Origin of the sequence: Salinivibrio sp. ML290 (assembly GCF_001995695.1) — a bacterium.
In the GTDB taxonomy this organism is placed as follows: domain Bacteria; phylum Pseudomonadota; class Gammaproteobacteria; order Enterobacterales; family Vibrionaceae; genus Salinivibrio; species Salinivibrio siamensis.
Window position 1 is genome coordinate 20,613 of the sequence record NZ_MUEY01000018.1, and the last position, 24,038, is coordinate 44,650.

Here is a 24,038-nt window from a genome sequence, read left to right on the forward strand (position 1 = left end):
ATTAGGACGACAACGTTCGAATCAGGTTAGAGTAGTCTTCTTTAATATCGTGACTTTCTTCACGCAGCTGCTCAATCTTACGACAAGCATGCAATACGGTGGTATGGTCACGACCGCCAAATGCATCACCAATTTCCGGTAAGCTGTGGTTGGTCAGCTCTTTTGCTAGCGCCATCGCCATCTGGCGGGGTCGCGCCACCGAGCGAGACCGACGCTTAGACAACAAGTCTGCCATCTTGATTTTATAATATTCAGCCACGGTTTTCTGGATATTATCAATGGTGACCAACTTTTCTTGCAAGGCGAGCAAATCCCGCAACGCTTCTCGGACGAAATCGATGGTGATCGCACGGCCTGTAAAGTTGGCATTGGCGATCACGCGGTTAAGCGCCCCTTCAAGTTCACGCACGTTAGAACGTAGTCTTTTCGCGATAAAAAAGGCCACTTCATCAGGCAAACGAATGGCATGGTCTTCCGCTTTTTTCATTAAAATCGCCACCCGGGTTTCCAGCTCTGGCGGCTCAATCGCGACGGTCAGCCCCCAGCCAAACCGCGATTTTAAGCGGTCCTCGACCCCGTTGATCTCTTTGGGATAGCGGTCGGAGGTGAGAATGATTTGCTGGTTACCCTCAAGCAACGCATTAAAGGTATGGAAGAATTCTTCTTGCGAGCGCTCTTTGTTGGCAAAGAATTGGATATCATCAATCAATAGCGCATCGACACTGCGGTAATAACGCTTAAACTCTTCGATAGCATTATTTTGCAGCGCTTTCACCATATCTTGCACAAAGCGCTCTGAGTGCATGTACACCACGCGCGCATCCGCTTTGCGATCAGAAATGGCATTACCCACCGCATGCAACAAGTGCGTTTTACCTAAGCCCGTTCCGCCATAAAGAAAAAGGGGATTATAGGCCGCCCCCGGGTTATCCGACACCTGACGCGCGGCTGCCAAGGCTAACTGGTTCGATTTACCCTCAACAAAGTTATTGAACTTGTGTTTGGGGTTGACGTTGGAGCGATGATTAACATCCGATTGCACCGGTGAGGGAGCAGGCTCCCACACGCGTCCTTGCGGCGGCGCTGGCGCCGCTTGTTGCGGAGCGGGCGCAGCAGCAGGCCCGGCAGGGGCAGCTTGTGGCGTTGCGGCAACCGGTTTGCTCCCCACCTCAAAGCGCAGCATGGGTACGTCGACACCACAAAACTCGTTCAGTAATTGATTAATTTGATGCAGATACTTATCTCGCACCCAATCAAGCACAAAACGGTTTGGGGCAAAGAGGGTCAACGTATTGTCATTGAGCTCGGCTTGAAGTGGCCGTACCCACATACTGAATTCTGTCGCAGGTAAATCATCTTGAAGACGTTCAAGACACTGCAACCAAAGCGATGATGACACGTTTGACTCCACGCAGTTGTACCGAAAAGAGAAAGGCCACAATGGTACTCCTGTCGCGCCCAGATCGCTACCCACAAGATCCCGAAATCAGTGAATAAGATCCGAGTTATTCACATAGATCCCACAGAAATACGTGAGATCGCCACAGCAAACCCATGTTTTACTCACAAGAATAGGATCAGATTGGCCAATGATCCTGTTCTTTCCTTGTGCATAATTTTGATCAATGTGGGGTTTATCCCAGGAATTACACGACAACTTCGGTGAATAAGTTATTACTCATAACAAGAAGGTATTTCTCGCCTGCCACTGCCACCCTCTATATTACGCACCTTATCAATATCGATGTGGTTACTACGGAGCTTTTCATGACTAAATGGTTCATCAACGCCCTGCTCAGCGTGAGCATGATTCTCACTGCCCCCGCCTTTGCTTCTGAAACAGTAAAAGTGGGCATGTCTGGCCGCTACTTTCCGTTTACGTTTGTTAAACAAGACCAGCTACAAGGTTTCGAAGTCGATTTGTGGGATGAGATTGGCGAGCGCAACGACTACGATGTGGAGTATGTCACCGCTAACTTCTCAGGACTGTTTGGTCTGTTACAAACCGGCCGTATCGACACCATTTCAAACCAAATCACCATCACCGATGAGCGCCAAGCGAAATATCTATTCACTGACCCGTATGTGGTGGACGGCGCACAAATCACGGTTCGTAAAGGCAATGATGCCATTAACTCGGTCGCCGATCTGAAGGATAAAACCGTGGCCGTTAACTTAGGCTCGAACTTTGAACAACTGTTGCGTGAACACCCAGCCGCTGATGATATCAACATCAAAACCTACGAAACCGGGATTGAACACGATGTGGCCTTGGGTCGTGCTGATGCCTTTATTATGGATCGCCTCTCCGCGCTACAATTGATCAAAGAGTCAGGTCTGCCCCTACAATTAGCTGGACAACCTTTTGAAACCATTGCTAATGCATGGCCGTTTGTCGACTCAGAGCGTGGTCAACGCTTACGTGATGAAGTCAATGCTGCGCTAAACGCGATGCGTGAGGACGGCACCTTGGCGGATATCTCAACCAAATGGTTCGGTGGCGATATCACTAAAAAGTAAGTGTTTACTTTCATTTAATAAGCCCGCGTAGGCGGGCTTTTTTGTTTAAAGGTCAATCATGGCGTTCGATTTTGATTACATGGCCTCCTTGTTTCCCCTGCTGCTGCGTTATTTGGGGATCACCATGGAGATGGCTGTACTGGGCCTCATCTTCGCCCTCGCCTTGGCAGTGGCGATAGCCTTGATTCGCGTGTTTCGCATCCCTGGGCTCAATGGTATTGCACAGATCTTTATTAGCTTCTTCCGTGGCACCCCGCTATTGGTGCAACTGTTTCTACTTTATTACGGTCTCCCTCAGGTCATCCCCGCCTTAGTGGGAATGGAAGCTTTTACCGCCGCAGTGATCGGAATTAGTCTGCATTTTTCTGCGTACATGGCCGAGTCAATCCGCGCCGCCATTACCGGGGTGGATCGCAGCCAGATGGAAGCCAGTCTGGCGGTGGGCATGACCACCCGCCAAGCGATGCAACGCATCATCTTGCCGCAAGCGGTGCGTATTGCCCTGCCATCGTTGATGAACTACTTCATTGATATGATTAAAGCCACGTCACTCGCCTTTACGCTCGGGGTCGCGGAAATCATGGCACAAGCGCAAATGGAAGCGTCATCCAGCTTCAAGTTCTTTGAAGCTTACTTAGCGGTGGCACTCATCTATTGGGCCGTGGTTGTGGCATTAACACGCGTTCAGTATTGGGCAGAGGCACACCTTAATAAGGCGTATCAACGATGATAAAGATAGAAAAGCTAAAAAAAATCTATCAAGGCGTTGCGGTGCTCGACGGCATCGACCTCACTATCGACCGAGGCGAAATAGTTTGCATTATTGGTCCTAGCGGCACCGGTAAATCGACCTTATTGCGTTGCATTAATTTTCTCGAGCGTGCCGAGCAAGGGATCATCGAAATCGGGGAGCAACGCGTTGATAGCGGCAATATGGCCACCCGTAAGCAGGATATTCTGGCGTTGCGGCGTCAAACTGGCTTTGTTTTCCAAAATTATGCGTTATTTGCTCACCTCAATGCTCGTGACAACATTGCCGAGGGGCTGCGCACCGTTAAGGGATGGGCGAAAGACAAAGCCCGTGAGCGTGCCCAGCAAATTCTCGATGATATTGGGCTTGGCGATAAAGGGGATCATTACCCGGCCTCTTTATCGGGTGGACAACAGCAACGGGTTGGCATCGGCCGGGCGATGGCGCTGGAGGCTGAGCTGCTGCTGTTTGATGAGCCCACGTCAGCCCTCGATCCAGAGTGGGTTGGCGAAGTGTTGGCGTTGATGAAAAAGCTCGCCACTCGCCACCAAACCATGCTGGTGGTCACCCATGAAATGCAGTTCGCTCGCGATGTGGCGGATCGGGTGGTATTTATGAACGACGGCCATATTATTGCCCAAGGGACACCGAATTGGTTATTTAACCAATGCGATGATCCCCGTTTGCATAAGTTTTTGAATCAAGTCGGGATCGCTCCCTAGTCGACGATCGCTTGGGGATCGATCCTTGCGATCTGTGCCCAAGTGCTTATAATTCACCGCCCGGAGTGGCGTCGGTTAGTGATTGACTAATCGTTAGTCAATGGCTACAATCCGCCCTCTTTGTTGAGAGGCGTCGGAGTCAAGCCTAGTGCTACCCTCCCACGTCGGGTTAACAAACCTAACACTGATCAGTAATAAAGGTAGAAACCATGAAACGCACTTTTCAACCTTCAGTTCTAAAGCGTAAGCGCACTCACGGTTTCCGTGCGCGCATGGCGACTAAGAACGGCCGTAAGGTCATTGCCGCTCGCCGTGCGAAAGGCCGCAAGCAGCTTTCTAAATAATCCGCAGTGATTTGTGAATAAGCTCGCTTATCCTCGGGAGTTACGTCTGCTAACTCCCGAACATTTCAGTGCCGTCTTCCAGCAACCGCATCGCGCCGGTTCGCCGCACTTAACTATACTCGCCAGAAACAACCCACTCGGCCATCCACGTCTCGGTCAAGCTGTACCGAAAAAGCAAATCAAACTTGCTGTTGATCGCAACCGCTTTAAACGTGTGGTCCGCGAAAGCTTTCGTTTACGTCAACATCAACTGCCGGCGAAAGACTTTGTGGTGATCGCGAAAAAAAGTGCTAACAACCTAAGCAATCAAGCGCTGCGAGACGAATTGGACAAGTTATGGCAACGTTTGTCGCGACCACCGCGCAAAAAGCGCTCATCGCGCTGATTCGGGGATACCAACTGGTTATAAGTCCACTTATTGGACCACGATGCCGGTTTACACCAACCTGCTCTCACTACGCCATCATGGCGATTCAATCCCATGGTGTGATAAAAGGGTGTTGGTTGGCAGGCAAACGTCTATTAAAATGCCACCCTTTGAATGATGGCGGTTACGATCCTGTGCCGCCTTGCGACCACCATAACAGAGACAATTAACAATGGATTCCCAACGCAATATCCTGTTGATTGCCCTATTGTTCGTTTCTTTCATGCTGTACATGGAATGGAACAAACCAGACTCCCCGCAACCGCAGGGACAGGGCGTTGAGCAGCAGCAAACCACTCACAGTGACGTGCCAAGCAGCAATGACGGTGATACCACGTCTCTTGATGCACAGCCTGTCTCTGACAAGCTTGTCACCATCAACACTGACGTTTTAACACTGAAAATTGATACGCAAGGCGGTGATGTTGTCCACGCCGAGCTCCCGCAATATGATGCGGAGCTGGGTTCTGACAACGCCTTCACGCTGTTGCACAGCAAACCTGATCATACCTTTGTGGCACAAAGCGGCTTAATTGGTGCCAACGGCATCGATACGGCAGAGGGACGCGCACAATACCAGGTGACGCAAAACAACTTCTCGCTCTCGGACGATCAAGACACCCTACGGGTGCCAATGACGGTTGAGAAAGATGGCATTACCTACACCAAAACCTTCGTGTTTGAGCGTGGTAGCTATGCGGTGGATGTTGAACACACTATCAACAACCAAACCGACAACAACGCCAGTGTCACTATGTACACCCAGCTTAAGCAAAACTTGCTGGACGATGGCGGCAGTTTGACCATGCCGACTTATCGCGGTGGCGCCTACTCCACCGACGACAAGCGTTACGAAAAGTACAGCTTTGATGATATGCAAAGCAAAAACCTGAACGTGACGTTTGACCAAGGTTGGGCCGCGATGATCCAGCACTACTTTGCTACCGCGTGGATCCCACGGGCGGACAATAATGTGCTGAGCACCCGTACCACGGCTCAATACGGTTATATCCAAACCAAGACCCGCGATACTATTGCCGCTGGCACCAGCAAGACGCTGACAGCAACCTTGTGGGTTGGTCCGAAACTGCAAGAGCAAATGGCCGCGGTGGCACCAAGCCTGGATTTGGTGGTCGACTACGGCTGGCTATGGTTTATCGCTAAACCGCTGCACTGGTTGCTCTCCACCATTCAAACCTTTGTGGGGAACTGGGGTCTGGCCATCATCATGCTAACCTTCATCGTGCGTGGCGCCATGTACCCGCTCACTAAAGCGCAGTACACCTCGATGGCGAAAATGCGCATGCTGCAGCCTAAACTGCAAGAAATGAAAGAGCGTATCGGTGACGATCGTCAGCGCATGAGCCAAGAGATGATGGAGCTCTATAAGCGTGAGAAGGTCAATCCGCTTGGCGGCTGCCTGCCATTGGTTCTGCAAATGCCGATCTTTATTGCCTTGTACTGGGCACTGATGGAGTCGGTAGAATTGCGCCATGCGCCATTCTTTGGCTGGATTCAAGACTTGTCGGCACAAGACCCATACTATGTGCTGCCGCTGTTGATGGGTGCATCCATGTTCTTGATTCAGAAGATGAGCCCCACCACGGTCACCGATCCGATGCAGCAGAAGATCATGACCTTTATGCCTGTGGTCTTTACGTTCTTCTTCTTGTTCTTCCCATCCGGTCTGGTTCTATACTGGCTGGTATCGAACGTGGTCACGCTTATCCAACAGACACTGATTTACAAGTCGTTGGAGAAAAAAGGCCTGCATTCACGCTCGTAACTCAGGCCGCGTCACGTAATAATAAAAAGGCGACCCGGCGGTCGCCTTTTTTTGTCGTTTATGGCCTAAAGGCCTGTAATTCAAATAAAGAGTGTGCACTATGGCTCAAACCGACACTATCGTGGCACAAGCCACTGCAACTGGCCGCGGCGGCGTAGGGATTGTCCGCGTGTCTGGCCCGCTCGCCCATGAGATTGGTACAAAAATGACGGGACGTGATCTGGCGCCTCGTCGTGCAGATTATTTGCCCTTTCTCGACCAAGAGGGTCAACCTATCGATCAGGGCATTGCTTTATTCTTTAAAGGCCCTCATTCGTTCACAGGCGAGGATGTACTTGAACTGCAAGGCCATGGTGGCCCAGTGATCATGGACATGCTTATTCAGCGTATCAGTGCGTTTTCTGGGGTGCGTGCCGCACGACCCGGAGAGTTCTCCGAACGCGCGTTTTTAAACGACAAACTGGATTTAGCCCAAGCTGAAGCCATTGCCGACTTGATTGATGCCAGCTCCGAGCAGGCCGCCCGCTCGGCCTTGCAATCGCTGCAAGGGGCCTTCTCTAGTCAGGTGAATGCGCTGGTGGAAAAAGTGATTCACCTGCGTATTTACGTTGAAGCCGCAATTGACTTTCCCGATGAAGAAATCGACTTTCTCTCTGATGGCAAAGTCGCCAGCGATCTCTCGCAGATTATCGAGCACCTCGCCACATTGCGCAAAGAAGCCAACCAAGGGGCGATTATGCGTGAGGGAATGAAAGTGGTGATCGCAGGCCGCCCCAACGCCGGAAAATCAAGCTTATTAAACGCCTTATCAGGGAAAGATAGCGCGATTGTCACGGATATCGCCGGTACGACTCGGGATGTCTTGCGTGAGCACATTCATATTGACGGTATGCCTTTGCACATTATTGATACGGCAGGGCTACGCGATACCGCTGATGAGGTCGAACGTATTGGTGTCGAGCGGGCATGGGATGAAATTGAACAAGCCGATCGCGTTTTATTTATGGTCGATGGCACCACTACCGACGCCACTCATCCTGCGGAAATTTGGCCAGACTTTGTTTCACGTTTACCTAAAGCGATGGGCATGACAGTGATCCGCAACAAAGTCGATATGACCGGCGAGCCAATGGGACACGATAGTAACCATGATCCCGCACTCATCCGCTTAAGTGCCAAAACGGGCGAAGGCATGGACGCATTACGTCAGCACCTCAAAGCCTGTATGGGCTACGCCGGCGGCAGTGAAGGCGGATTTATGGCGCGTCGCCGTCACCTCGACGCGCTTGCTAATGCCGCACATCACTTGGACATCGGTCAGGCGCAGCTAGAAGGTTATATGGCCGGCGAGATTTTAGCAGAAGAATTACGCCTCACTCAGCAACACCTCAATACCATCACCGGTGAGTTCAGTGCCGATGATTTGCTGGGGAAAATTTTCTCTTCATTCTGCATCGGGAAGTAATTATCCCCAACCTGATTACGGGATCCTTCTACTAAGGATCCCTTGTGATACCTCGCCTGATCCCCTTTATCCTCGTTATTCGATCGTAAGTTATCCACGTAGTTTTCACCATGATCAGCTACGCTTTAACGAGGTGTGGATGGAGGTACTATGCTGGCAAGTTTTAACCCGATCTTATCAATAGGCCTGAGTGAACATAATCAACTGATGCGGCATCAGATCCGCATGACCAATCTACTCACGGTGATCTGCGTGGTTGGCACGATCATTTTCTCCACCATGTACTGGCTTGCTTTCCAAACCCCGATCGCGGCTTGGCACAACGTCAGTTACGCCTTTTTGTACGCGGCAACCTGGCTGTTGATGTGGTCAGGACGCTGGTATATCGCTCGGTACTACCTTTTTTTCATGTTTTTTGCCCAGCAGTTCATCATGTCTTACTGGGTGTTTGCGGCACAAAGCCAGAACGAACTCTTGTTACTGGTCTCGCCCACTATCGTCTTATTGCTGTTTGACCCCAATGAGCGTCTGGCGCGTTACGGGCTATCACTGACAGCCATCGGCTTAATGTTTTCCATCCAGGTATTACCCACACCCGACCCCTTGGTGAACCTTTCCACCCTAAACAGCAAAACCATTTACCTTAGCGTTGTCCTGATATTTATTGCCTTATCAGTGATTTTAATGGACTTTTATCTCCATGATCTCTACACCCTCAACCGGCAGGCACGGCAGTACATTCAGCGCGAGCCCCTAGCGCAAACATGGAATGCAACCCAGTTTTATCGCCGACTGAGCACGGAGTGCCAATCATCGACCGACAAGCCGATCGCAATCCTTTGCATTAATATTGATCATTTTCAGCATTTTAATACGCAACATGGCCACTCTATTGGTGATCAAAGCTTACAGTTCCTGGCCGGCCTACTTCATCGTCATCTACCACGCGATGCCCTACTTAGCCGCACTCACGCCGATCAGTTTTTAGTCATGCTCAAAGAAAATGATTGCGCCGATGCCCCAAAATGGGCGGTTAAATGTTATCACGCCATCGCAGAGATCCCCTTTACCTTTCATGGCGGCGCCCATGCATTCACCGCCTCGATAGGCATCGTTCAGCACTTTTCCGGAAACGGTCAAGCGATCGAGTTAATTGACCAAGCCTGCCAAGCCATGACGGAGGCGAAACAAGCGGGCGGCAACCAATGTGTCTGTCAACTTAGCCAGATGACGGCTAGCCAAGCGGTTTAAGCGGAGATTGACTCCTTGAGGTAAGGTCGAAATACTAGGGATGAATACCTTAACGATGAGGAAAGCATGGCAACTATCACTATTATTACCGGCAGTACCCTAGGTGGCGCTGAGTATGTCGGCGATCATCTCGCAGATCTCTTGCAAGCAAAAGGCCATCACCCTCAAGTGGTCAACGAGGGGCTCATTGATGATGTGCTCGGTGCCTCTACCCTATTGATCGTCACGTCAACCCATGGCGCAGGGGACTTTCCAGACAGCATCGCTCCCTTAATGGAACAACTGATCACCGAGCGCCCGATGCTACGCGACGTTCACTATGGCGTGGTCGGGATTGGGGACTCGAGCTACGACACGTTTTGCGAAGCAGGCATGAAAGCAGATGCGTTATTACAAGACTTGGGCGCAATCAAAGTCGGTGAGCGCATTGATATCGATATTCAAGCGCATCCGGTCCCAGAAGATGAAGCCGAACGCTGGTTAACAGACTGGGAACCACAACTTCACGCGCTCAAGTGAACAAAAAACAACCAACCTAACTGTGGATAACTAAGGAATAACCCAGTGATCTTCCTTTAGTTATCCATTTAATACTTTTCACCCCCTGCCCCCTATGTGGATAACCACCCATTTTGATCCCAGGTGATACAGGATCGGATCCAAGGCCACCCACAGAAAGTGATCGTTTCAAGATCCTTGATCTCTATGATCTTTTTTTAGTTATCCACTAAGATCCCTTTCCCTAATAGTAGATCTAACAAAGGATCTATATAAAGATCTTATATATATAAAGCCAATGCGCTCTAACGATCCGGATCAAGGTTTGGTTCCCTGTTGGCAGAAAAAGCGCTAGAATGTCGCCCCTTTTGCTTAGTTCATGCGCAAACACTTAACCAGGTTGAGGCTTTAATCATGTTTTACCAGGATCACTTTGACGTCATCGTTGTGGGTGGTGGCCATGCTGGTACCGAAGCGGCACTGGCTGCTGCCCGGATGAATCAAAGAACACTGTTGTTGACCCATAATATCGACACCTTGGGACAGATGTCGTGTAACCCCGCGATTGGTGGGATCGGGAAAGGACACCTGGTAAAAGAAATTGATGCCCTGGGTGGTGCCATGGCGCAAGCCACCGACAAAGGCGGGATCCAATTTAGAACGCTGAATGCATCTAAAGGACCGGCGGTACGCGCGACACGAGCTCAAGCTGATCGCGCACTTTACAAAGCGGCGATCCGTCATACCTTGGAGAACACGCCAAACCTTTCTTTGTTTCAACAAGCGGTGGTCGACCTGATCGTTAAGCAGGATCGTGTTACAGGCGTAGAAACAGAAATGGGGCTGAAGTTCAGCGCGACCACGGTTGTGCTAACGGTCGGAACCTTTTTGGGTGGGAAAATCCATATCGGTATGGATAATTACGCCGGTGGACGTGCCGGTGATCCGCCGTCAAACAAACTCGCGGATCGCTTACGTGCATTACCGTTTCGCGTTGATCGACTGAAAACCGGCACACCTCCGCGCATTGACGCACGCTCGGTCGATTTTTCAGTGATGCAAACCCAACATGGTGATACTCCTTGCCCGGTATTTTCATTCATGGGAAATGTCCAGCAGCATCCGCAACAAATCCCGTGCTATATCACCTACACCAATGAAAGAACGCACGACGTCATCCGCGAAAACCTTTCTCGTAGTCCGATGTATTCTGGCGTGATTGAAGGTATTGGGCCGCGTTATTGTCCGTCGATTGAAGACAAGGTGATGCGGTTTGCCGACAAAGACAAACATCAAATCTTTGTGGAACCAGAAGGATTGACCAGCAATGAGTTGTATCCGAATGGCATCTCCACCAGCTTGCCGTTTGATGTGCAAATGGGCATTATCCAGTCGATCAAAGGGTTTGAAAACGCCAAAGTGATCCGCCCTGGCTATGCGATCGAGTATGATTTCTTTGATCCTCGCGATCTCAAACAAACGCTAGAAACCAAATTTATCGACGGGTTATTTTTTGCGGGACAAATTAACGGTACCACCGGTTATGAAGAAGCCGGGGCGCAAGGTTTGCTCGCTGGGTGTAACGCGGCATTACAAGCTCAAGGCAAAGAAGGCTGGAGCCCACGTCGCGATCAAGCCTATATGGGCGTGTTGATCGACGATCTCTCCACCATGGGCACCCAAGAGCCTTACCGCATGTTTACCTCTCGTGCCGAGTATCGATTACTATTGCGCGAAGACAATGCTGATATGCGCTTAACCGAAAAAGGGCGCGAGCTTGGTTTGGTCGACGATGCTCGCTGGGCGCGGTTTAATCAGAAAATGGAAAACATGGAGCAAGAGCGTCAGCGCCTGCGTGGGACTTGGATCCATCCACATTCGGACGATGTTACTGCGCTTAACGCTATGCTGAAAACCCCCTTAGCACGTGAAGCCAATGGCGAAGATTTGCTGCGTCGTCCCGAGCTGCGTTATCAAGATATTGTGGCGTTACCGACCTTTGGGCCGGCCCATCAAGACACGCAAGCCAGTGAGCAAGTGGAGATCCAAGTGAAATATGCCGGTTACATCGACCGTCAGCAGGATGAAATCGCCAAGTCGCAGCGTCATGAACATACGACACTGCCAACAGACCTCGATTATGAGCAAATCAAAGGCTTGTCCAATGAGGTGAAAGGGAAGCTTGCCGATGCACGCCCGGAAACCGTGGGCAAAGCGTCTCGCATTTCTGGTGTGACACCCGCTGCCATCTCCATTTTGCTTGTGCACTTGAAAAAGCAAGGCATGTTGAAGAAAGGGGCATAAATGGAATCACAACTACAACAAGGGCTTGCCAAAGCAGGCCTGTTTTTGTCTGCACAACAACAGGCTCAGCTCCTTGCCTATGTGCGCCTGTTGGATAAATGGAACAAGGCGTACAACCTGACATCTGTCCGTCGTCCTGAAGACATGGTGGTGAAACATATTCTTGATAGTTTGGTTGTTTCCCCCCATCTTGACGGCGATCATTTTATCGATGTGGGGACAGGTCCAGGATTACCAGGTATTCCTCTGGCTATTGCGAATCCGGATAAACACTTCACCTTACTAGACAGTTTAGGGAAACGGATCCGCTTCATTCGCCAAGTGTTGCACGAACTAGAAATAGACAATGTCACGCCGGTACAAAGCCGCGTCGAGGACTTTATCCCCGATAATGGCTTTGATGGCGTCTTGAGCCGGGCGTTTGCTTCCATGAACGACATGGTGAGCTGGTGCCAACATCTTCCTCATGCTGAGGGACAATTTTACGCGCTGAAAGGGCAAGTGGACCAGCAGGAGCTGGATGCCTTGCCTGCTGCTTGTTCTGTGACCGATATCAAAGCTTTGAAGGTACCGGGATTGGAAGGGGCGCGTCATCTAGTAATCTTGAGAGCAAAGAGTAACGAATAGAGGTCGAGAGCACGTGGGTAAAGTTATCGCGGTAGCAAACCAGAAAGGCGGCGTGGGGAAAACCACCACCAGTGTCAATCTTGCAGCGTCACTGGCTGCCACCAATCGCAAAGTGCTACTGATTGATTTAGACCCACAGGGCAACGCGACCATGGCCAGTGGGGTGGATAAATACGATGTGCATGCCACTGCCTACGACCTCTTAATTGAAGACACACCGTTTGAGCAAGTCGTGGTGGAAGACACGGCAGGCAGCTATCACCTGATTGCCGCCAATGGCGACGTGACCGCCGCTGAAATTAAGCTGATGGAAGTATTCGCTCGCGAAGTTCGCCTGCGCACCATGCTTGAGCCGGTGGTGGATCGCTATGATTATATTTTTATTGATTGCCCACCTTCGCTCAACTTGCTGACTATTAACGCAATGACCGCTGCCAACTCTGTGTTGGTTCCCATGCAGTGTGAGTACTTTGCCCTGGAGGGATTAACGGCATTGATGGATACCATCAGCAAGCTTGCCAGTGTGGTCAATGCTGAGCTTCACGTGGAAGGGGTGCTGCGCACCATGTACGATCCGCGTAACCGATTAGCGACCGAAGTATCGGATCAGATCAAAAAACACTTCGGTGATAAGGTGTATCGTACCGTGATTCCTCGCAACGTGCGGCTTGCGGAAGCGCCAAGTCATGGCCGACCTGCCATGTACTACGACAAATTATCGAGCGGTGCCAAAGCCTACCTCGCCCTTGCGGGTGAAATCCTGCGTCGCGAAGAGCAAGCACGCTCCTCGCCAGACGCTGTCAATGCCTGAGGAAAACAATGAATTCAGCGAAACGCGGTCTTGGAAAGGGCCTGGATGCCTTGTTGGCGACCAGTGCACATGCACAGTCATCCACCCAAGCTTCCCCTGAGTCCACCAATACGAGTAACAGCGAATTACAGCAGTTGCCCGTTACTGCGTTGGAGCCAGGTCAGTATCAGCCACGTCAAGATATGGCTGAGGAGGCACTGGAAGAGTTAACCGAGTCCATCCGCGCGCAAGGTATTATTCAGCCTTTGGTTGTCCGTCAAGTGGCAGCCGGGCGCTATGAAATCATTGCCGGTGAGCGTCGCTGGCGTGCCGCTAAGCAAGCAGGGCTTAACAATGTTCCCTGCTTGGTGCGCAAGATGAGCGATAAGGTCGCCAGTGCGGTCGCCTTGATTGAGAATATCCAGCGCGAGAACCTGAATGCGATGGAAGAAGCCCAGGCACTCGCGCGCTTAGTTGACGAATTTGAACTGACTCACCAACAGTTGGCGGAGTCACTCGGTAAATCTCGGGCCACCATTAGTAATCTACTTAGGTTAAATGGATTGGAGTCCGGTGTGCGGCAATTGCTGCTTAACAAACAACTCGAGATGGGTCACGCACGTGCCCTGCTGGCGCTCGAAGGCGACGCACAAATCGATGCGGCGCTGACCGCCGTCAATAAAAAGATGACGGTTCGCCAGATAGAAAAACTAGTAAAAAAGATGCTTTCGCCTCCTGTTGAAACGGAAAAGCCTAAATTATCACCTGAAGTCGAAGCGCTCCAGCAACGACTTGGCGATAAGCTAGGAGCCAGTGTCGCGTTAACACAACAGAAAAACGGTAGTGGGAAATTGGTGATTAATTTTGAAGAATCTGAAAAATTAGCGCAAATTCTTGCAATTTTCGACGAAGAAATGTGACCTATGCCATTCGCTTTTTGTTACATAAAAGCGCTTACTGTGATCAGGTTACTCTGTTGTAAAATTTTCCCCGCTTTTTTACATCGATGCGATTGCATTAGTTGGGGCGAAACGTATAATTTTTGCTGTTTTCCCAGCACGGCAACAGTGCTAAGTGGAACGGAATCGAGGAACAAATACATGGTATCGACGCTCGCGCGGCCGGGTCGTGAAATCGCGACAAAATTGGTGCTTTTGCAAGCTGGCGTCGTATTAGCAACGGCAATCGTGATGGCGCTTGCTATCAGTGTCGACTGGGGAAAATCCGCGCTAATCGGTGGAGGCATCTTTGTGGTTGCCAATGCTGCCTTTGCGGCGTGTGCTTTCCTTTTTAGTGGGGCAAGAGCTGCGAAATTCGTAGTCGCGTCCTTCTTTAGCGGTGAAGTGTTGAAAATTTCACTGACTGTCGTCTTGTTTGTCCTTGCTTACCTGTATGTCGAGGTGGAATTGCTTCCCCTCAAACTGGCCTATTTGCTGGCATTAGGGGTTAATATCCTCGCGCCAGTTTTATTCATTAACAACAACAAATAGGATGAGTTATGGCTGCGTCAGGTGATGCGCTTACACCGTCTGGCTATATCACTCACCACCTGACACACTTGTCAAGCGGTGAGGGGTTTTGGGCGGTTCACATTGATAGCCTGTTTTTCTCTGTCCTCATCGGTATTGTCTTCCTAGGCCTTTTCCGATCGGTGGCAAAGAAAGCATCGACAGGTGTCCCGGGTAAGTTTCAGTGCTTCGTTGAGATCTTGGTTGAGTTCGTTGATGACAACGTCCGCGAAACCTTCCATGGACGAAATCCACTGATCGCACCTTTGGCCCTGACTATCTTCGTCTGGATATTCTTGATGAATACGATGGACTTAATCCCTATCGATTTTCTACCGTATCCGGCGGAACACTGGTTAGGCATTCCTTACTTGAAAGTGGTGCCAACTGCAGACGTAAATATCACCCTTGCGATGGCGCTGGGCGTGTTCTTCTTGATGATTTTCTACAGCATCAAGATTAAAGGTGTGGGTGGCTTTGCCAAAGAGCTGGCGCTACACCCGTTCAATCACCCTATCATGATTCCGTTCAACCTCCTGTTGGAGATAGTTTCGCTGCTGGCGAAGCCTATTTCACTCGGGATGCGTCTGTTCGGTAACATGTTTGCCGGTGAGGTGGTATTTATTCTTATCGCGGCGTTGTTGCCGTGGTGGGCGCAATGGCTGGGCTCTGTGCCGTGGGCAATATTCCACATTCTAGTCATTACGATTCAAGCCTTTGTCTTTATGATGTTGACCATCGTGTATCTCTCGCAGGCACACGAAGACTCAGATCATTGATGACATTTTTTAGAAAGCAATTTGTTAGTCATTATTGGCTCAAAGCCGACAACGAAAACTGGAGATAGTGATGGAAACTTTATTGAGCTTTTCTGCAATTGCCGTGGGCATCATTGTAGGTCTTGCTTCCCTTGGTACTGCGATTGGTTTCGCCCTGCTGGGTGGTAAATTCCTTGAAGGTGCAGCACGTCAACCTGAGATGGCTCCTATGCTGCAAGTTAAGATGTTCATCATCGCGGGTCTTCTTGATGCGGTTCCAATGATCGGTATCGTAATCGCACTGCTGTTCACGTTCGCGAACCCATTCGTAGGTCAACTGTAAACTGGCTAATAGCTGAACAGACCCTTTAGCTTATGATTAAGGAGGCGCCGTTGTGAATATCAACGCAACTCTGCTAGGCCAGGCAATCGCGTTCACTATCTTTGTGTGGTTCTGCATGAAATATGTATGGCCACCATTGATGCAAGCGATTGAAGAACGTCAGAAAAAAATCGCTGACGGTCTCGCGGCGGCTGATCGCGCCGCCAAAGACCTGGATTTGGCCCAGGCGAATGCTTCTGATCAATTGAAAGAAGCGAAGCGCAACGCAACTGACATTATCGAGCAGGCCAATAAGCGCAAAGCACAAATCCTCGATGAGGCACGTGCAGAAGCGGCTGCTGAGCGCGACAATATCCTCAATCAGGGTAAAGCCGAGCTAGAAGCCGAGCGTAACCGTGCTCGCGATGAGCTGCGCAAGCAAGTTGCATCGCTCGCTGTTATTGGTGCCGAGAAAATTATTGAGCGCTCTATTGACGAGAATGCTCATAAAGATCTTCTCGATAAAATCACTGCAGAACTGTAACAAGGAGGGGCAGCAATGTCTGAACTGACAACACTCGCTCGCCCCTACGCGAAAGCAGCCTTTGATTTTGCGGTAGAAAAAGGCGAGTTAGCTCAATGGGCTGAAATGCTCGCCTTTACTGCTGAGATTGCCCGTGATGAACGTGTTCAACATATGTTGGATGCCTCTTTCTCTGCTGACACATTGGCAGAGATGTTCATCACAGTTGGCGGTGATCAGCTCAATGATTTTGGTCAAAACCTGATTAAGGTGATGGCCGAAAACAAGCGCTTAAAAGCTCTTCCTGAGGTTTGTGAGCAGTTCCTCGCGATGCGTCTGGAACTGGAAAAAGAAGTTGAAGTTCAAGTGATTTCAGCGACGGCTCTTTCCGAAGAGCAACAACAAGCCATCAGTGACAAGCTCGCCGCGCGTCTTGAGCGCAAAGTAAAGCTGAACTGTAGTGTAGACGAAACCCTGGTTGCCGGGGTTATTATTCGAGCTGGAGACTTGGTCATCGATAACTCAGTAAGTGGCCGTATGCGCCGCCTGAGCGATGCATTGCAGTCTTGATTTGGGGAATTGGAGCATGCAACTTAATTCCACGGAAATTAGCGATTTGATCAAACAACGCATCGAGAAATTCGACGTTGTGAGTGAAGCGCGCAACGAAGGTACCATCGTGTCAGTCAGCGACGGTATCATTCGCATTCACGGCCTTGCTGATGCGATGCAAGGTGAAATGATTGAACTGCCTGGCAACCGCTATGCACTTGCATTGAACCTTGAGCGTGACTCAGTGGGTGCGGTTGTGATGGGTCCTTACTCGGACCTGCAAGAAGGCATGAAGGTGACCGGCACAGGCCGCATCCTTGAAGTACCAACAGGTCCTGAACTATTGGGCCGCGTGGTAAACACTCTGGGTGAGCCGATTGATGGTAAAGGCCCTATTGAGGCAAAAACCACATCGCCAGTCGAAGTGATCGCCCCAGGTGTTATCGCACGTCAATCCGTTGATCAGCCAGTGCAAACCGGCTACAAAGCGGTTGACTCGATGATCCCTATCGGCCGAGGCCAGCGTGAGCTGATCATCGGTGACCGCCAAACCGGTAAAACGGCGTTGGCGATCGATGCGATCATTAACCAGAAAAACTCGGGTATCTACTCCATCTATGTGGCGATTGGTCAGAAAGCCTCGACCATTGCTAACGTGGTGCGCAAGCTGGAAGAACATGATGCACTGAAAAACACCATTGTGGTGGTGGCATCAGCGTCTGAAGCCGCAGCATTGCAGTACCTCGCGCCTTACGCGGGTTGTGCAATGGGTGAGTACTTCCGTGACCGCGGTGAAGATGCGCTGATTGTCTACGATGACCTGTCTAAACAGGCTGTTGCATACCGTCAGATCTCACTATTGCTACGCCGTCCACCGGGCCGTGAAGCTTTCCCGGGTGATGTTTTCTACTTGCACTCACGTCTTCTTGAGCGTGCGGCACGTGTTAACGCCCACTATGTGGAAGAGTTCACTAAAGGTGAAGTGAAAGGCAAAACCGGTTCATTGACGGCGCTGCCTATCATTGAAACCCAAGCCGGTGACGTATCGGCGTTCGTACCGACTAACGTTATCTCGATCACCGACGGTCAGATCTTCCTACAAACCGAGCTGTTTAACGCGGGTATTCGCCCAGCGGTTGACCCAGGCATTTCGGTGTCGCGTGTGGGTGGTTCTGCACAAACCAAGATCATGAAGAAATTGTCAGGCGGTATTCGTACAGCCCTTGCACAATATCGTGAATTGGCGGCCTTTGCGCAATTCTCTTCTGATCTGGATGACGCGACCAAGAAGCAATTGGATCACGGTCAGAAAGTGACCGAGCTGATGAAGCAGATGCAATATGCTCCTATGTCTGTGTTTGAGCAGGCGTTGGTGATCTTTGCGGCTGAGAAAGGCTACTTGGAAGACGTTGAGCTGAACAAGATCGGTGACTTTGAACGTTCCCTACTGGCCTTTGCGAAGAGCCAGTACGCTGACCTGGCTGCTCAAATTGAAGAGTCTGGTGCTTACAACGATGACGTTGAAGCACAGCTGAAAAAGCTGTTGGATGACTTCAAAGCGACCCAGACTTGGTAACACGTAGGTGACCACTTCGGTGGTCGCCCACTAATGGAGAGTAACTATGGCCGGCGCAAAAGAGATTCGTAATAAGATCGGAAGTGTGAAAAACACACAGAAGATCACTAAAGCGATGGAAATGGTGGCAGCCTCCAAAATGCGTAAAACGCAAGAAGCCATGGAGTCGTCACGTCCATACGCTGTCACTATGCGCAAAGTGATCGGTCATCTTGCACTGGGTAACTTGGAGTACCGCCATCCCTATTTGGAAGAGCGGGAAGCCAAGCGCGTTGGTTACATCATCATTTCTACTGACCGCGGACTGTGTGGTGGCCTGAACATTAACTTGTTCAAAAGTGTCATCAACGATATGGAAAGCTGGAGCCAAAAAGGTGCCGAAATCGACATGGCACTGGTTGGGGCGAAAGCCACCGCTTTCTTTAACAGCTACGGCGGCAATGTAGTGGCACAAACTTCTGGCCTGGGTGACACCCCAGTACTGGAAGACCTCATCGGTACTGTTGGGGTGATGCTGAAAAAATATGATGAAGGTGAGCTGGACCGCTTGTACCTGGTTTTCAATAAGTTTGAAAACACCATGGTGCAGACCCCAGTGATCGATCAATTGCTGCCTTTGCCAAAGTCAGACGACGAGGAGATGCAGCGCAGCCACGCTTGGGATTATATCTATGAACCTGAGCCGAAGCCGTTGCTCGATACCTTGTTGGTTCGCTATGCCGAATCGCAAGTGTATCAAGGTGTGGTAGAGAACCTCGCCAGTGAGCAAGCGGCACGTATGGTGGCAATGAAAGCTGCGACCGATAATGCGGGGAATCTGATTGATGATCTGCAATTGGTTTACAACAAAGCCCGTCAGGCTGCAATCACCCAAGAGTTGTCAGAAATTGTTTCTGGCGCAAGCGCGGTGTAAAGGCAAGGGTTAACGAACTAGTTTAGAGGAATAACGATGGCTACAGGTAAGATCGTTCAGATCATCGGTGCGGTAGTCGACGTAGAGTTTCCACAAGACGCCGTACCTAAGGTATACGATGCGTTGAATGTGAAACGTGAAGGCGAGCGTCTGGTGCTGGAAGTTCAGCAGCAGCTTGGTGGTGGCGTTATCCGTGCCATCGCAATGGGCTCATCTGATGGTCTGCGTCGTGGAATCGAAGTAGAAAATACAGGTAAAGCAATCGAAGTCCCTGTGGGTGAAGCCACGCTGGGGCGTATCGTCAACGTCTTGGGTGACGCGATTGATGAGCGTGGCGATCTCGGTGAGAAAGAGCGTTACTCTATCCACCGTGAAGCGCCAAGCTATGAAGAGCAGTCGAGCGCGACCGAGCTTTTGGAAACCGGCGTTAAGGTTATCGACCTTATCTGTCCGTTTGCCAAAGGCGGTAAAATCGGTCTGTTTGGCGGTGCGGGTGTCGGTAAGACCGTTAACATGATGGAGCTTATCAACAACATCGCACTGCAACACTCAGGTCTGTCTGTATTCGCTGGTGTCGGTGAGCGTACTCGTGAGGGTAACGACTTCTACTACGAAATGCAGGAAGCCGGTGTTGTAAACATTGAGAATCCCGAAGAGTCAAAAGTGGCCATGGTCTATGGTCAGATGAACGAGCCACCAGGTAACCGCCTGCGTGTCGCACTGACTGGCCTAACCATGGCGGAAAAATTCCGTGATGATGGCCGTGATGTACTGCTGTTCATCGATAACATCTATCGTTACACCCTTGCCGGTACCGAAGTATCTGCCCTGTTGGGTCGTATGCCATCGGCAGTAGGTTACCAGCCAACACTGGCTGAAGAGATGGGTGTTCTGCAAGAGCGTATTACCTCAACCCGTACCGGTTCTATCACCTCGGTACAGGCGGTTTACGTTCCTGCGGATGACTTGACTGACCCGTCACCCGCCACCACCTTTGCTCACTTGGATGCAACGGTTGTATTGTCGCGTAACATCGCGTCGATGGGTATGTACCCGGCGATTGACCCACTGGATTCAACCTCACGTATGTTGGACCCATTGGTGGTTGGTCAAGACCATTATGACGTGGCTCGTGGCGTGCAGTCTGTCCTTCAGCGCTATAAAGAGCTGAAAGACATCATTGCTATCCTAGGTATGGATGAGCTGTCTGAAGAAGATAAGCTGACGGTTGCACGTGCACGTAAGATTGAGCGTTTCTTGACGCAGCCTTACCACGTCGCCGAAGTCTTCACCGGCCAGCCAGGTGTTTATGTTTCGCTAAAAGATACCATTGCAAGCTTCAAAGGCCTGCTCAGTGGTGAGTACGATGATATCCCAGAGCAGGCATTCCTGTACTGCGGTAGCATCGAAGAAGTGCTCGAAAAAGCGAAAAACCTGTAAGGCTTGAGTAGGAGGCGATATGGCAGCGATAACCTTCCATCTGGATGTGGTCAGTGCAGAGCGACAATTGTTCTCTGGTCGTGCTGAGCATATTCAGGTGACCGGTAGCGAAGGTGAACTGGGTATTCACGCAGGACACACACCGCTGCTGACCGCTATCACGCCTGGCATGGTTCGCATCGTCAAACAAGGCGGTAGCGAAGAGATTATTTATCTTTCTGGTGGCACGCTTGAAGTGCAGCCTGGCACAGTGACTGTGCTGGCTGACACCGCAATTCGTGGTGAAGAACTGGACCAAGCTAAGGCGGAAGAAGCGAAGCGCCGCGCTGAGGATAAAATCCACAATCAGCATAAAGACGTCGACTTTGCTCAAGCGGCCAGTGACCTGGCTAAGGCGATTGCGAAGCTTCGAGTGATCGAGCTGACCAAGCACAAGCGTTAATCAGGCACTTACGGTGAGAATAAAAGCGACGCTTCGGCGTCGCTTTTTTATTGCCTGCAAAGACCACCTTGTAGTCTGCGATTCGCGCGACACCTAAAACGCGTTACACTAAGGGCAACTTAATAGACAACCTTCTCTTTTATCACGGAAAGACTATGCAATACAGTGCAGTTATTCTCGCGGCCGGTAAGGGCACGCGCATGTATTCACAAACCCCTAAGGTGCTTCATACCTTGGCGGGTAAGCCTATGGTTGAGCACGTTATTGACACTTGCCATGGCCTCGGCGCTTCGCAAATCCATTTGGTTTATGGCCATGGTGGCGATACTATGCAGCGCGTTTTAGCGCACTCACCGGTGAACTGGTGCTTGCAAGCGGATCAATTGGGCACCGGCCATGCCGTGCAACAAGCGGCGCCGCAATTCGCGGATGATGAGCAAGTATTGGTGCTCTACGGCGATGTCCCTTTGATTTCAGAGCAAACCCTCTCGCGTTTGCTCGAAGGGCAGCCTGAAGGTGGGATTGGTCTATTAACTGTGCATCAGGACGATCCGACTGGCTACGGCCGTATTGTCCGTGAAAACGGGGAAGTGGTGGCGATTGTTGAGCAAAAAGACGCGACTGACAGCCAGCTTGCCATCACTGAAATTAATACCGGTGTGCTGGTGGCCACCGGACGTGACTTGCGGCATTGGTTATCGCAACTTGATAACCACAACGCGCAAGGCGAGTTTTATCTCACCGATGTGATTGCGCTGGCACATCAACAAGGCCGCTCGATTCAAGCGGTTCACCCTGTGAATGCGGTGGAAGTGGAAGGGGTGAATAACCGCCTGCAGCTTTCACGCCTTGAGCGCGAATACCAAAAAATGCAGGCTGAACAGCTATTACTCAGTGGTGTGATGCTCAAAGACCCTGCGCGTTTTGACTTGCGTGGCCAGCTGCAATGCGGGCAGGATGTCACCATCGACGCTAACGTGATCATCGAAGGCAATGTCACCTTAGGGGATAACGTGACCATCGGGGCCGGGAGCGTACTGATTGATTGTGAGGTTGATGATAATACATTGGTACGTCCGTATAGCGTGATAGAAGGGGCTAGCGTCGGTGAGGATTGTACCGTTGGTCCGTTCACACGGCTGCGTCCGGGCGCCGAGATGGCGCGCGATGCCCACGTGGGCAACTTTGTCGAGATGAAAAAGTCTCGCTTAGGCGAAGGCTCGAAAGCCAATCATCTGACTTACCTGGGTGATACCGAGGTTGGCCGCGGCGTGAACATTGGTGCCGGCGTGATCACCTGTAATTACGATGGTGCCAATAAACATAAAACCGTGATTAAAGATAACGCCTTTATTGGTTCGGACTCTCAGCTGGTGGCACCTGTGGTGATCGGCGAAGGGGTGACCGTTGGGGCTGGCAGCACCATCAGCAAAGATGTCGCCGATGGTCAACTTATCATCACTCGTGCTAAACCAAGGACAATTGAGGCTTGGCAACGGCCGAAAAAAAAGTAGAATACTGATGGTTGAGCGCGCACAGGCGGCTTTTTAGCTTGAAAGGCGAAAAGTTGTGCGGTTGGTAAAATCAGGTATTGACTCCCGATAAAAACCAGCCTATTATGCGCGCCTCAGTTGGGGTATCGCCAAGCGGTAAGGCAACGGGTTTTGATCTCGTCATTCCCAGGTTCGAATCCTGGTACCCCAGCCAACGCGTCCGTAGCTCAGCTGGATAGAGTACCTGGCTACGAACCAGGCGGTCGGAGGTTCGAATCCTCCCGGACGCGCCATCTTTCTTCAGCTACCATGAAGTCAGATGAACAACTTGGAATGCGGAAGTGGCGGAATTGGTAGACGCACCAGATTTAGGTTCTGGCGCCGCAAGGTGTGAGAGTTCAAGTCTCTCCTTCCGCACCATTATTTAAACATGTGGCATTTAGCGGCATGAAAATTGGGGTATCGCCAAGCGGTAAGGCAACGGGTTTTGATCTCGTCATTCCCAGGTTCGAATCCTGGTACCCCAGCCACTTTAGGTTGGCTACGTAGCTCAGTTGGTTAGAGCACATCACTCATAATGATGGGGTCACAGGTTCGAATCCCGTCGTAGCCACCATTATTCCGATTTGTTGCTAACGCAGTAAATCGCACCGATTTGCGGCGGTGGCGGAATTGGTAGACGCGCTAGCTTCAGGTGCTAGTGTCCGAAAGGACGTGAGGGTTCAAGTCCCTCCCCCCGCACCAAGACAATTGATACTCGGCCCGCCCGCCGATCTATCATACAAATTTGCGGAAGTGGCGGAATTGGTAGACGCACCAGATTTAGGTTCTGGCGCCGCAAGGTGTGAGAGTTCAAGTCTCTCCTTCCGCACCATATCAAGCCCATCAGCATTTGCTGGTGGGCTTTTTTCGTTATTGCCCTACGCTGAACCCTCCTCTTCTTTGTTTTGCCACACTTTTAGCCGCGTTATCTTGATCTTTGTTTTGTTTGCTCTACCATAAGTTTCGAATCGAAACTTTGGTTGT

25 protein-coding genes and 7 tRNA genes are annotated in these 24,038 nt (G+C 50.8%); 31 read left to right on the forward strand and 1 reads right to left on the reverse strand.

The genetic code is table 11. The features are described from left to right. Window position 1: 1 nt before the first annotated feature. Entirely contained in the window at window positions 2-1,399 is a 1,398-nt protein-coding gene (dnaA, locus tag BZG23_RS14165; RefSeq protein ID WP_046074846.1) for a chromosomal replication initiator protein DnaA, read from the reverse strand. A 368-nt stretch (window positions 1,400-1,767) separates the two neighbouring features. On the opposite strand from dnaA, the gene BZG23_RS14170 reads away from it, so the two are divergent. The 31 genes from BZG23_RS14170 to BZG23_RS14320 all read left to right on the forward strand — a co-directional run bounded on the left by BZG23_RS14170 (window position 1,768) and on the right by BZG23_RS14320 (window position 23,886). Continuing rightward, complete coding sequence (locus BZG23_RS14170; protein WP_077607310.1) at window positions 1,768-2,520, forward strand: amino acid ABC transporter substrate-binding protein; 753 nt, start codon at window positions 1,768-1,770, stop codon at window positions 2,518-2,520. Window positions 2,521-2,578: 58 nt separating this feature from the next. After that, window positions 2,579-3,250, forward strand: coding sequence for an amino acid ABC transporter permease (locus BZG23_RS14175; protein ID WP_046074848.1), 672 nt, complete (start codon window positions 2,579-2,581; stop codon window positions 3,248-3,250). Next, on the forward strand, window positions 3,247-3,993 hold the full coding sequence (locus BZG23_RS14180) for an amino acid ABC transporter ATP-binding protein (protein WP_077607311.1): 747 nt from the start codon (window positions 3,247-3,249) through the stop codon (window positions 3,991-3,993). The genes BZG23_RS14175 and BZG23_RS14180 overlap by 4 nt, the downstream gene beginning before the upstream one ends. 209 nt (window positions 3,994-4,202) lie before the next feature. Continuing rightward, window positions 4,203-4,337, forward strand: a complete 135-nt coding sequence (gene rpmH, locus BZG23_RS14185) for a 50S ribosomal protein L34 (RefSeq protein WP_025672864.1) — start codon at window positions 4,203-4,205, stop codon at window positions 4,335-4,337. A gap of 13 nt (window positions 4,338-4,350) precedes the next feature. Next, window positions 4,351-4,722 (forward strand): ribonuclease P protein component, encoded by a 372-nt coding sequence (rnpA, locus tag BZG23_RS14190; RefSeq protein WP_046074850.1) that lies wholly within the window; start codon window positions 4,351-4,353, stop codon window positions 4,720-4,722. Next, window positions 4,674-4,934, forward strand: a complete 261-nt coding sequence (gene yidD / locus BZG23_RS14195) for a membrane protein insertion efficiency factor YidD (protein ID WP_077607312.1) — start codon at window positions 4,674-4,676, stop codon at window positions 4,932-4,934. Before rnpA ends, yidD begins: the two co-directional genes overlap by 49 nt. Window positions 4,935-4,936: 2 nt before the next feature. Continuing rightward, window positions 4,937-6,550, forward strand: a complete 1,614-nt coding sequence (gene yidC / locus BZG23_RS14200; RefSeq protein ID WP_077607313.1) for a membrane protein insertase YidC — start codon at window positions 4,937-4,939, stop codon at window positions 6,548-6,550. Window positions 6,551-6,650: 100 nt separating this feature from the next. Continuing rightward, the gene (gene mnmE, locus BZG23_RS14205) at window positions 6,651-8,015 is read left to right on the forward strand and encodes a tRNA uridine-5-carboxymethylaminomethyl(34) synthesis GTPase MnmE (protein ID WP_077579392.1); all 1,365 of its coding nucleotides are present in this window, start codon (window positions 6,651-6,653) and stop codon (window positions 8,013-8,015) included. 150 nt (window positions 8,016-8,165) lie between these two features. Then, window positions 8,166-9,266, forward strand: coding sequence for a GGDEF domain-containing protein (locus tag BZG23_RS14210; protein ID WP_077607314.1), 1,101 nt, complete (start codon window positions 8,166-8,168; stop codon window positions 9,264-9,266). 66 nt (window positions 9,267-9,332) lie between these two features. Further along, window positions 9,333-9,785 (forward strand): FMN-binding protein MioC, encoded by a 453-nt coding sequence (mioC, locus tag BZG23_RS14215; protein ID WP_046074853.1) that lies wholly within the window; start codon window positions 9,333-9,335, stop codon window positions 9,783-9,785. A gap of 393 nt (window positions 9,786-10,178) precedes the next feature. Next, a complete protein-coding gene (mnmG, locus tag BZG23_RS14220; protein ID WP_077607335.1) occupies window positions 10,179-12,068 on the forward strand; it encodes a tRNA uridine-5-carboxymethylaminomethyl(34) synthesis enzyme MnmG in 1,890 nt (629 codons plus the stop codon). Next, a complete protein-coding gene (gene rsmG / locus BZG23_RS14225; RefSeq protein ID WP_077607315.1) occupies window positions 12,069-12,695 on the forward strand; it encodes a 16S rRNA (guanine(527)-N(7))-methyltransferase RsmG in 627 nt (208 codons plus the stop codon). Between the two features lie 13 nt (window positions 12,696-12,708). Further along, window positions 12,709-13,506, forward strand: coding sequence for a ParA family protein (locus tag BZG23_RS14230; protein ID WP_046074855.1), 798 nt, complete (start codon window positions 12,709-12,711; stop codon window positions 13,504-13,506). An 8-nt stretch (window positions 13,507-13,514) separates the two neighbouring features. Next, the gene (locus tag BZG23_RS14235; RefSeq protein WP_077607316.1) at window positions 13,515-14,405 is read left to right on the forward strand and encodes a ParB/RepB/Spo0J family partition protein; all 891 of its coding nucleotides are present in this window, start codon (window positions 13,515-13,517) and stop codon (window positions 14,403-14,405) included. Between the two features lie 180 nt (window positions 14,406-14,585). Beyond that, on the forward strand, window positions 14,586-14,975 hold the full coding sequence (locus BZG23_RS14240; protein WP_077607317.1) for a F0F1 ATP synthase subunit I: 390 nt from the start codon (window positions 14,586-14,588) through the stop codon (window positions 14,973-14,975). Between the two features lie 8 nt (window positions 14,976-14,983). Next, on the forward strand, window positions 14,984-15,772 hold the full coding sequence (atpB, locus tag BZG23_RS14245) for a F0F1 ATP synthase subunit A (RefSeq protein ID WP_077607318.1): 789 nt from the start codon (window positions 14,984-14,986) through the stop codon (window positions 15,770-15,772). Between the two features lie 70 nt (window positions 15,773-15,842). Further along, window positions 15,843-16,094, forward strand: a complete 252-nt coding sequence (atpE, locus tag BZG23_RS14250; protein WP_025672872.1) for a F0F1 ATP synthase subunit C — start codon at window positions 15,843-15,845, stop codon at window positions 16,092-16,094. Window positions 16,095-16,146: 52 nt separating this feature from the next. Beyond that, window positions 16,147-16,617 (forward strand): F0F1 ATP synthase subunit B, encoded by a 471-nt coding sequence (atpF, locus tag BZG23_RS14255; protein WP_046074859.1) that lies wholly within the window; start codon window positions 16,147-16,149, stop codon window positions 16,615-16,617. A gap of 15 nt (window positions 16,618-16,632) precedes the next feature. Continuing rightward, on the forward strand, window positions 16,633-17,166 hold the full coding sequence (atpH, locus tag BZG23_RS14260) for a F0F1 ATP synthase subunit delta (RefSeq protein ID WP_046074860.1): 534 nt from the start codon (window positions 16,633-16,635) through the stop codon (window positions 17,164-17,166). Window positions 17,167-17,182: 16 nt separating this feature from the next. Next, window positions 17,183-18,724 (forward strand): F0F1 ATP synthase subunit alpha, encoded by a 1,542-nt coding sequence (gene atpA / locus BZG23_RS14265; RefSeq protein WP_077579390.1) that lies wholly within the window; start codon window positions 17,183-17,185, stop codon window positions 18,722-18,724. A 46-nt stretch (window positions 18,725-18,770) separates the two neighbouring features. Further along, a complete protein-coding gene (gene atpG, locus BZG23_RS14270; RefSeq protein ID WP_046074862.1) occupies window positions 18,771-19,637 on the forward strand; it encodes a F0F1 ATP synthase subunit gamma in 867 nt (288 codons plus the stop codon). A gap of 36 nt (window positions 19,638-19,673) precedes the next feature. After that, complete coding sequence (atpD, locus tag BZG23_RS14275) at window positions 19,674-21,077, forward strand: F0F1 ATP synthase subunit beta (protein WP_077607319.1); 1,404 nt, start codon at window positions 19,674-19,676, stop codon at window positions 21,075-21,077. A gap of 19 nt (window positions 21,078-21,096) precedes the next feature. After that, window positions 21,097-21,519, forward strand: a complete 423-nt coding sequence (locus BZG23_RS14280) for a F0F1 ATP synthase subunit epsilon (protein ID WP_046074864.1) — start codon at window positions 21,097-21,099, stop codon at window positions 21,517-21,519. A gap of 155 nt (window positions 21,520-21,674) precedes the next feature. Further along, a complete protein-coding gene (gene glmU, locus BZG23_RS14285; protein ID WP_077607320.1) occupies window positions 21,675-23,033 on the forward strand; it encodes a bifunctional UDP-N-acetylglucosamine diphosphorylase/glucosamine-1-phosphate N-acetyltransferase GlmU in 1,359 nt (452 codons plus the stop codon). Window positions 23,034-23,151: 118 nt separating this feature from the next. Then, window positions 23,152-23,226: transfer RNA gene (locus BZG23_RS14290), tRNA-Gln, on the forward strand. A gap of 2 nt (window positions 23,227-23,228) precedes the next feature. Then, window positions 23,229-23,305, forward strand: a tRNA-Arg gene (locus BZG23_RS14295). A gap of 42 nt (window positions 23,306-23,347) precedes the next feature. Beyond that, a tRNA-Leu gene (locus BZG23_RS14300) sits at window positions 23,348-23,432 on the forward strand. Window positions 23,433-23,467: 35 nt separating this feature from the next. Next, window positions 23,468-23,542, forward strand: a tRNA-Gln gene (locus BZG23_RS14305). 9 nt (window positions 23,543-23,551) lie between these two features. Further along, window positions 23,552-23,628, forward strand: a tRNA-Met gene (locus BZG23_RS14310). Window positions 23,629-23,669: 41 nt separating this feature from the next. Then, window positions 23,670-23,756 (forward strand) — tRNA-Leu (locus BZG23_RS14315). Between the two features lie 45 nt (window positions 23,757-23,801). Beyond that, window positions 23,802-23,886 (forward strand) — tRNA-Leu (locus BZG23_RS14320). Window positions 23,887-24,038 lie beyond the last annotated feature (152 nt).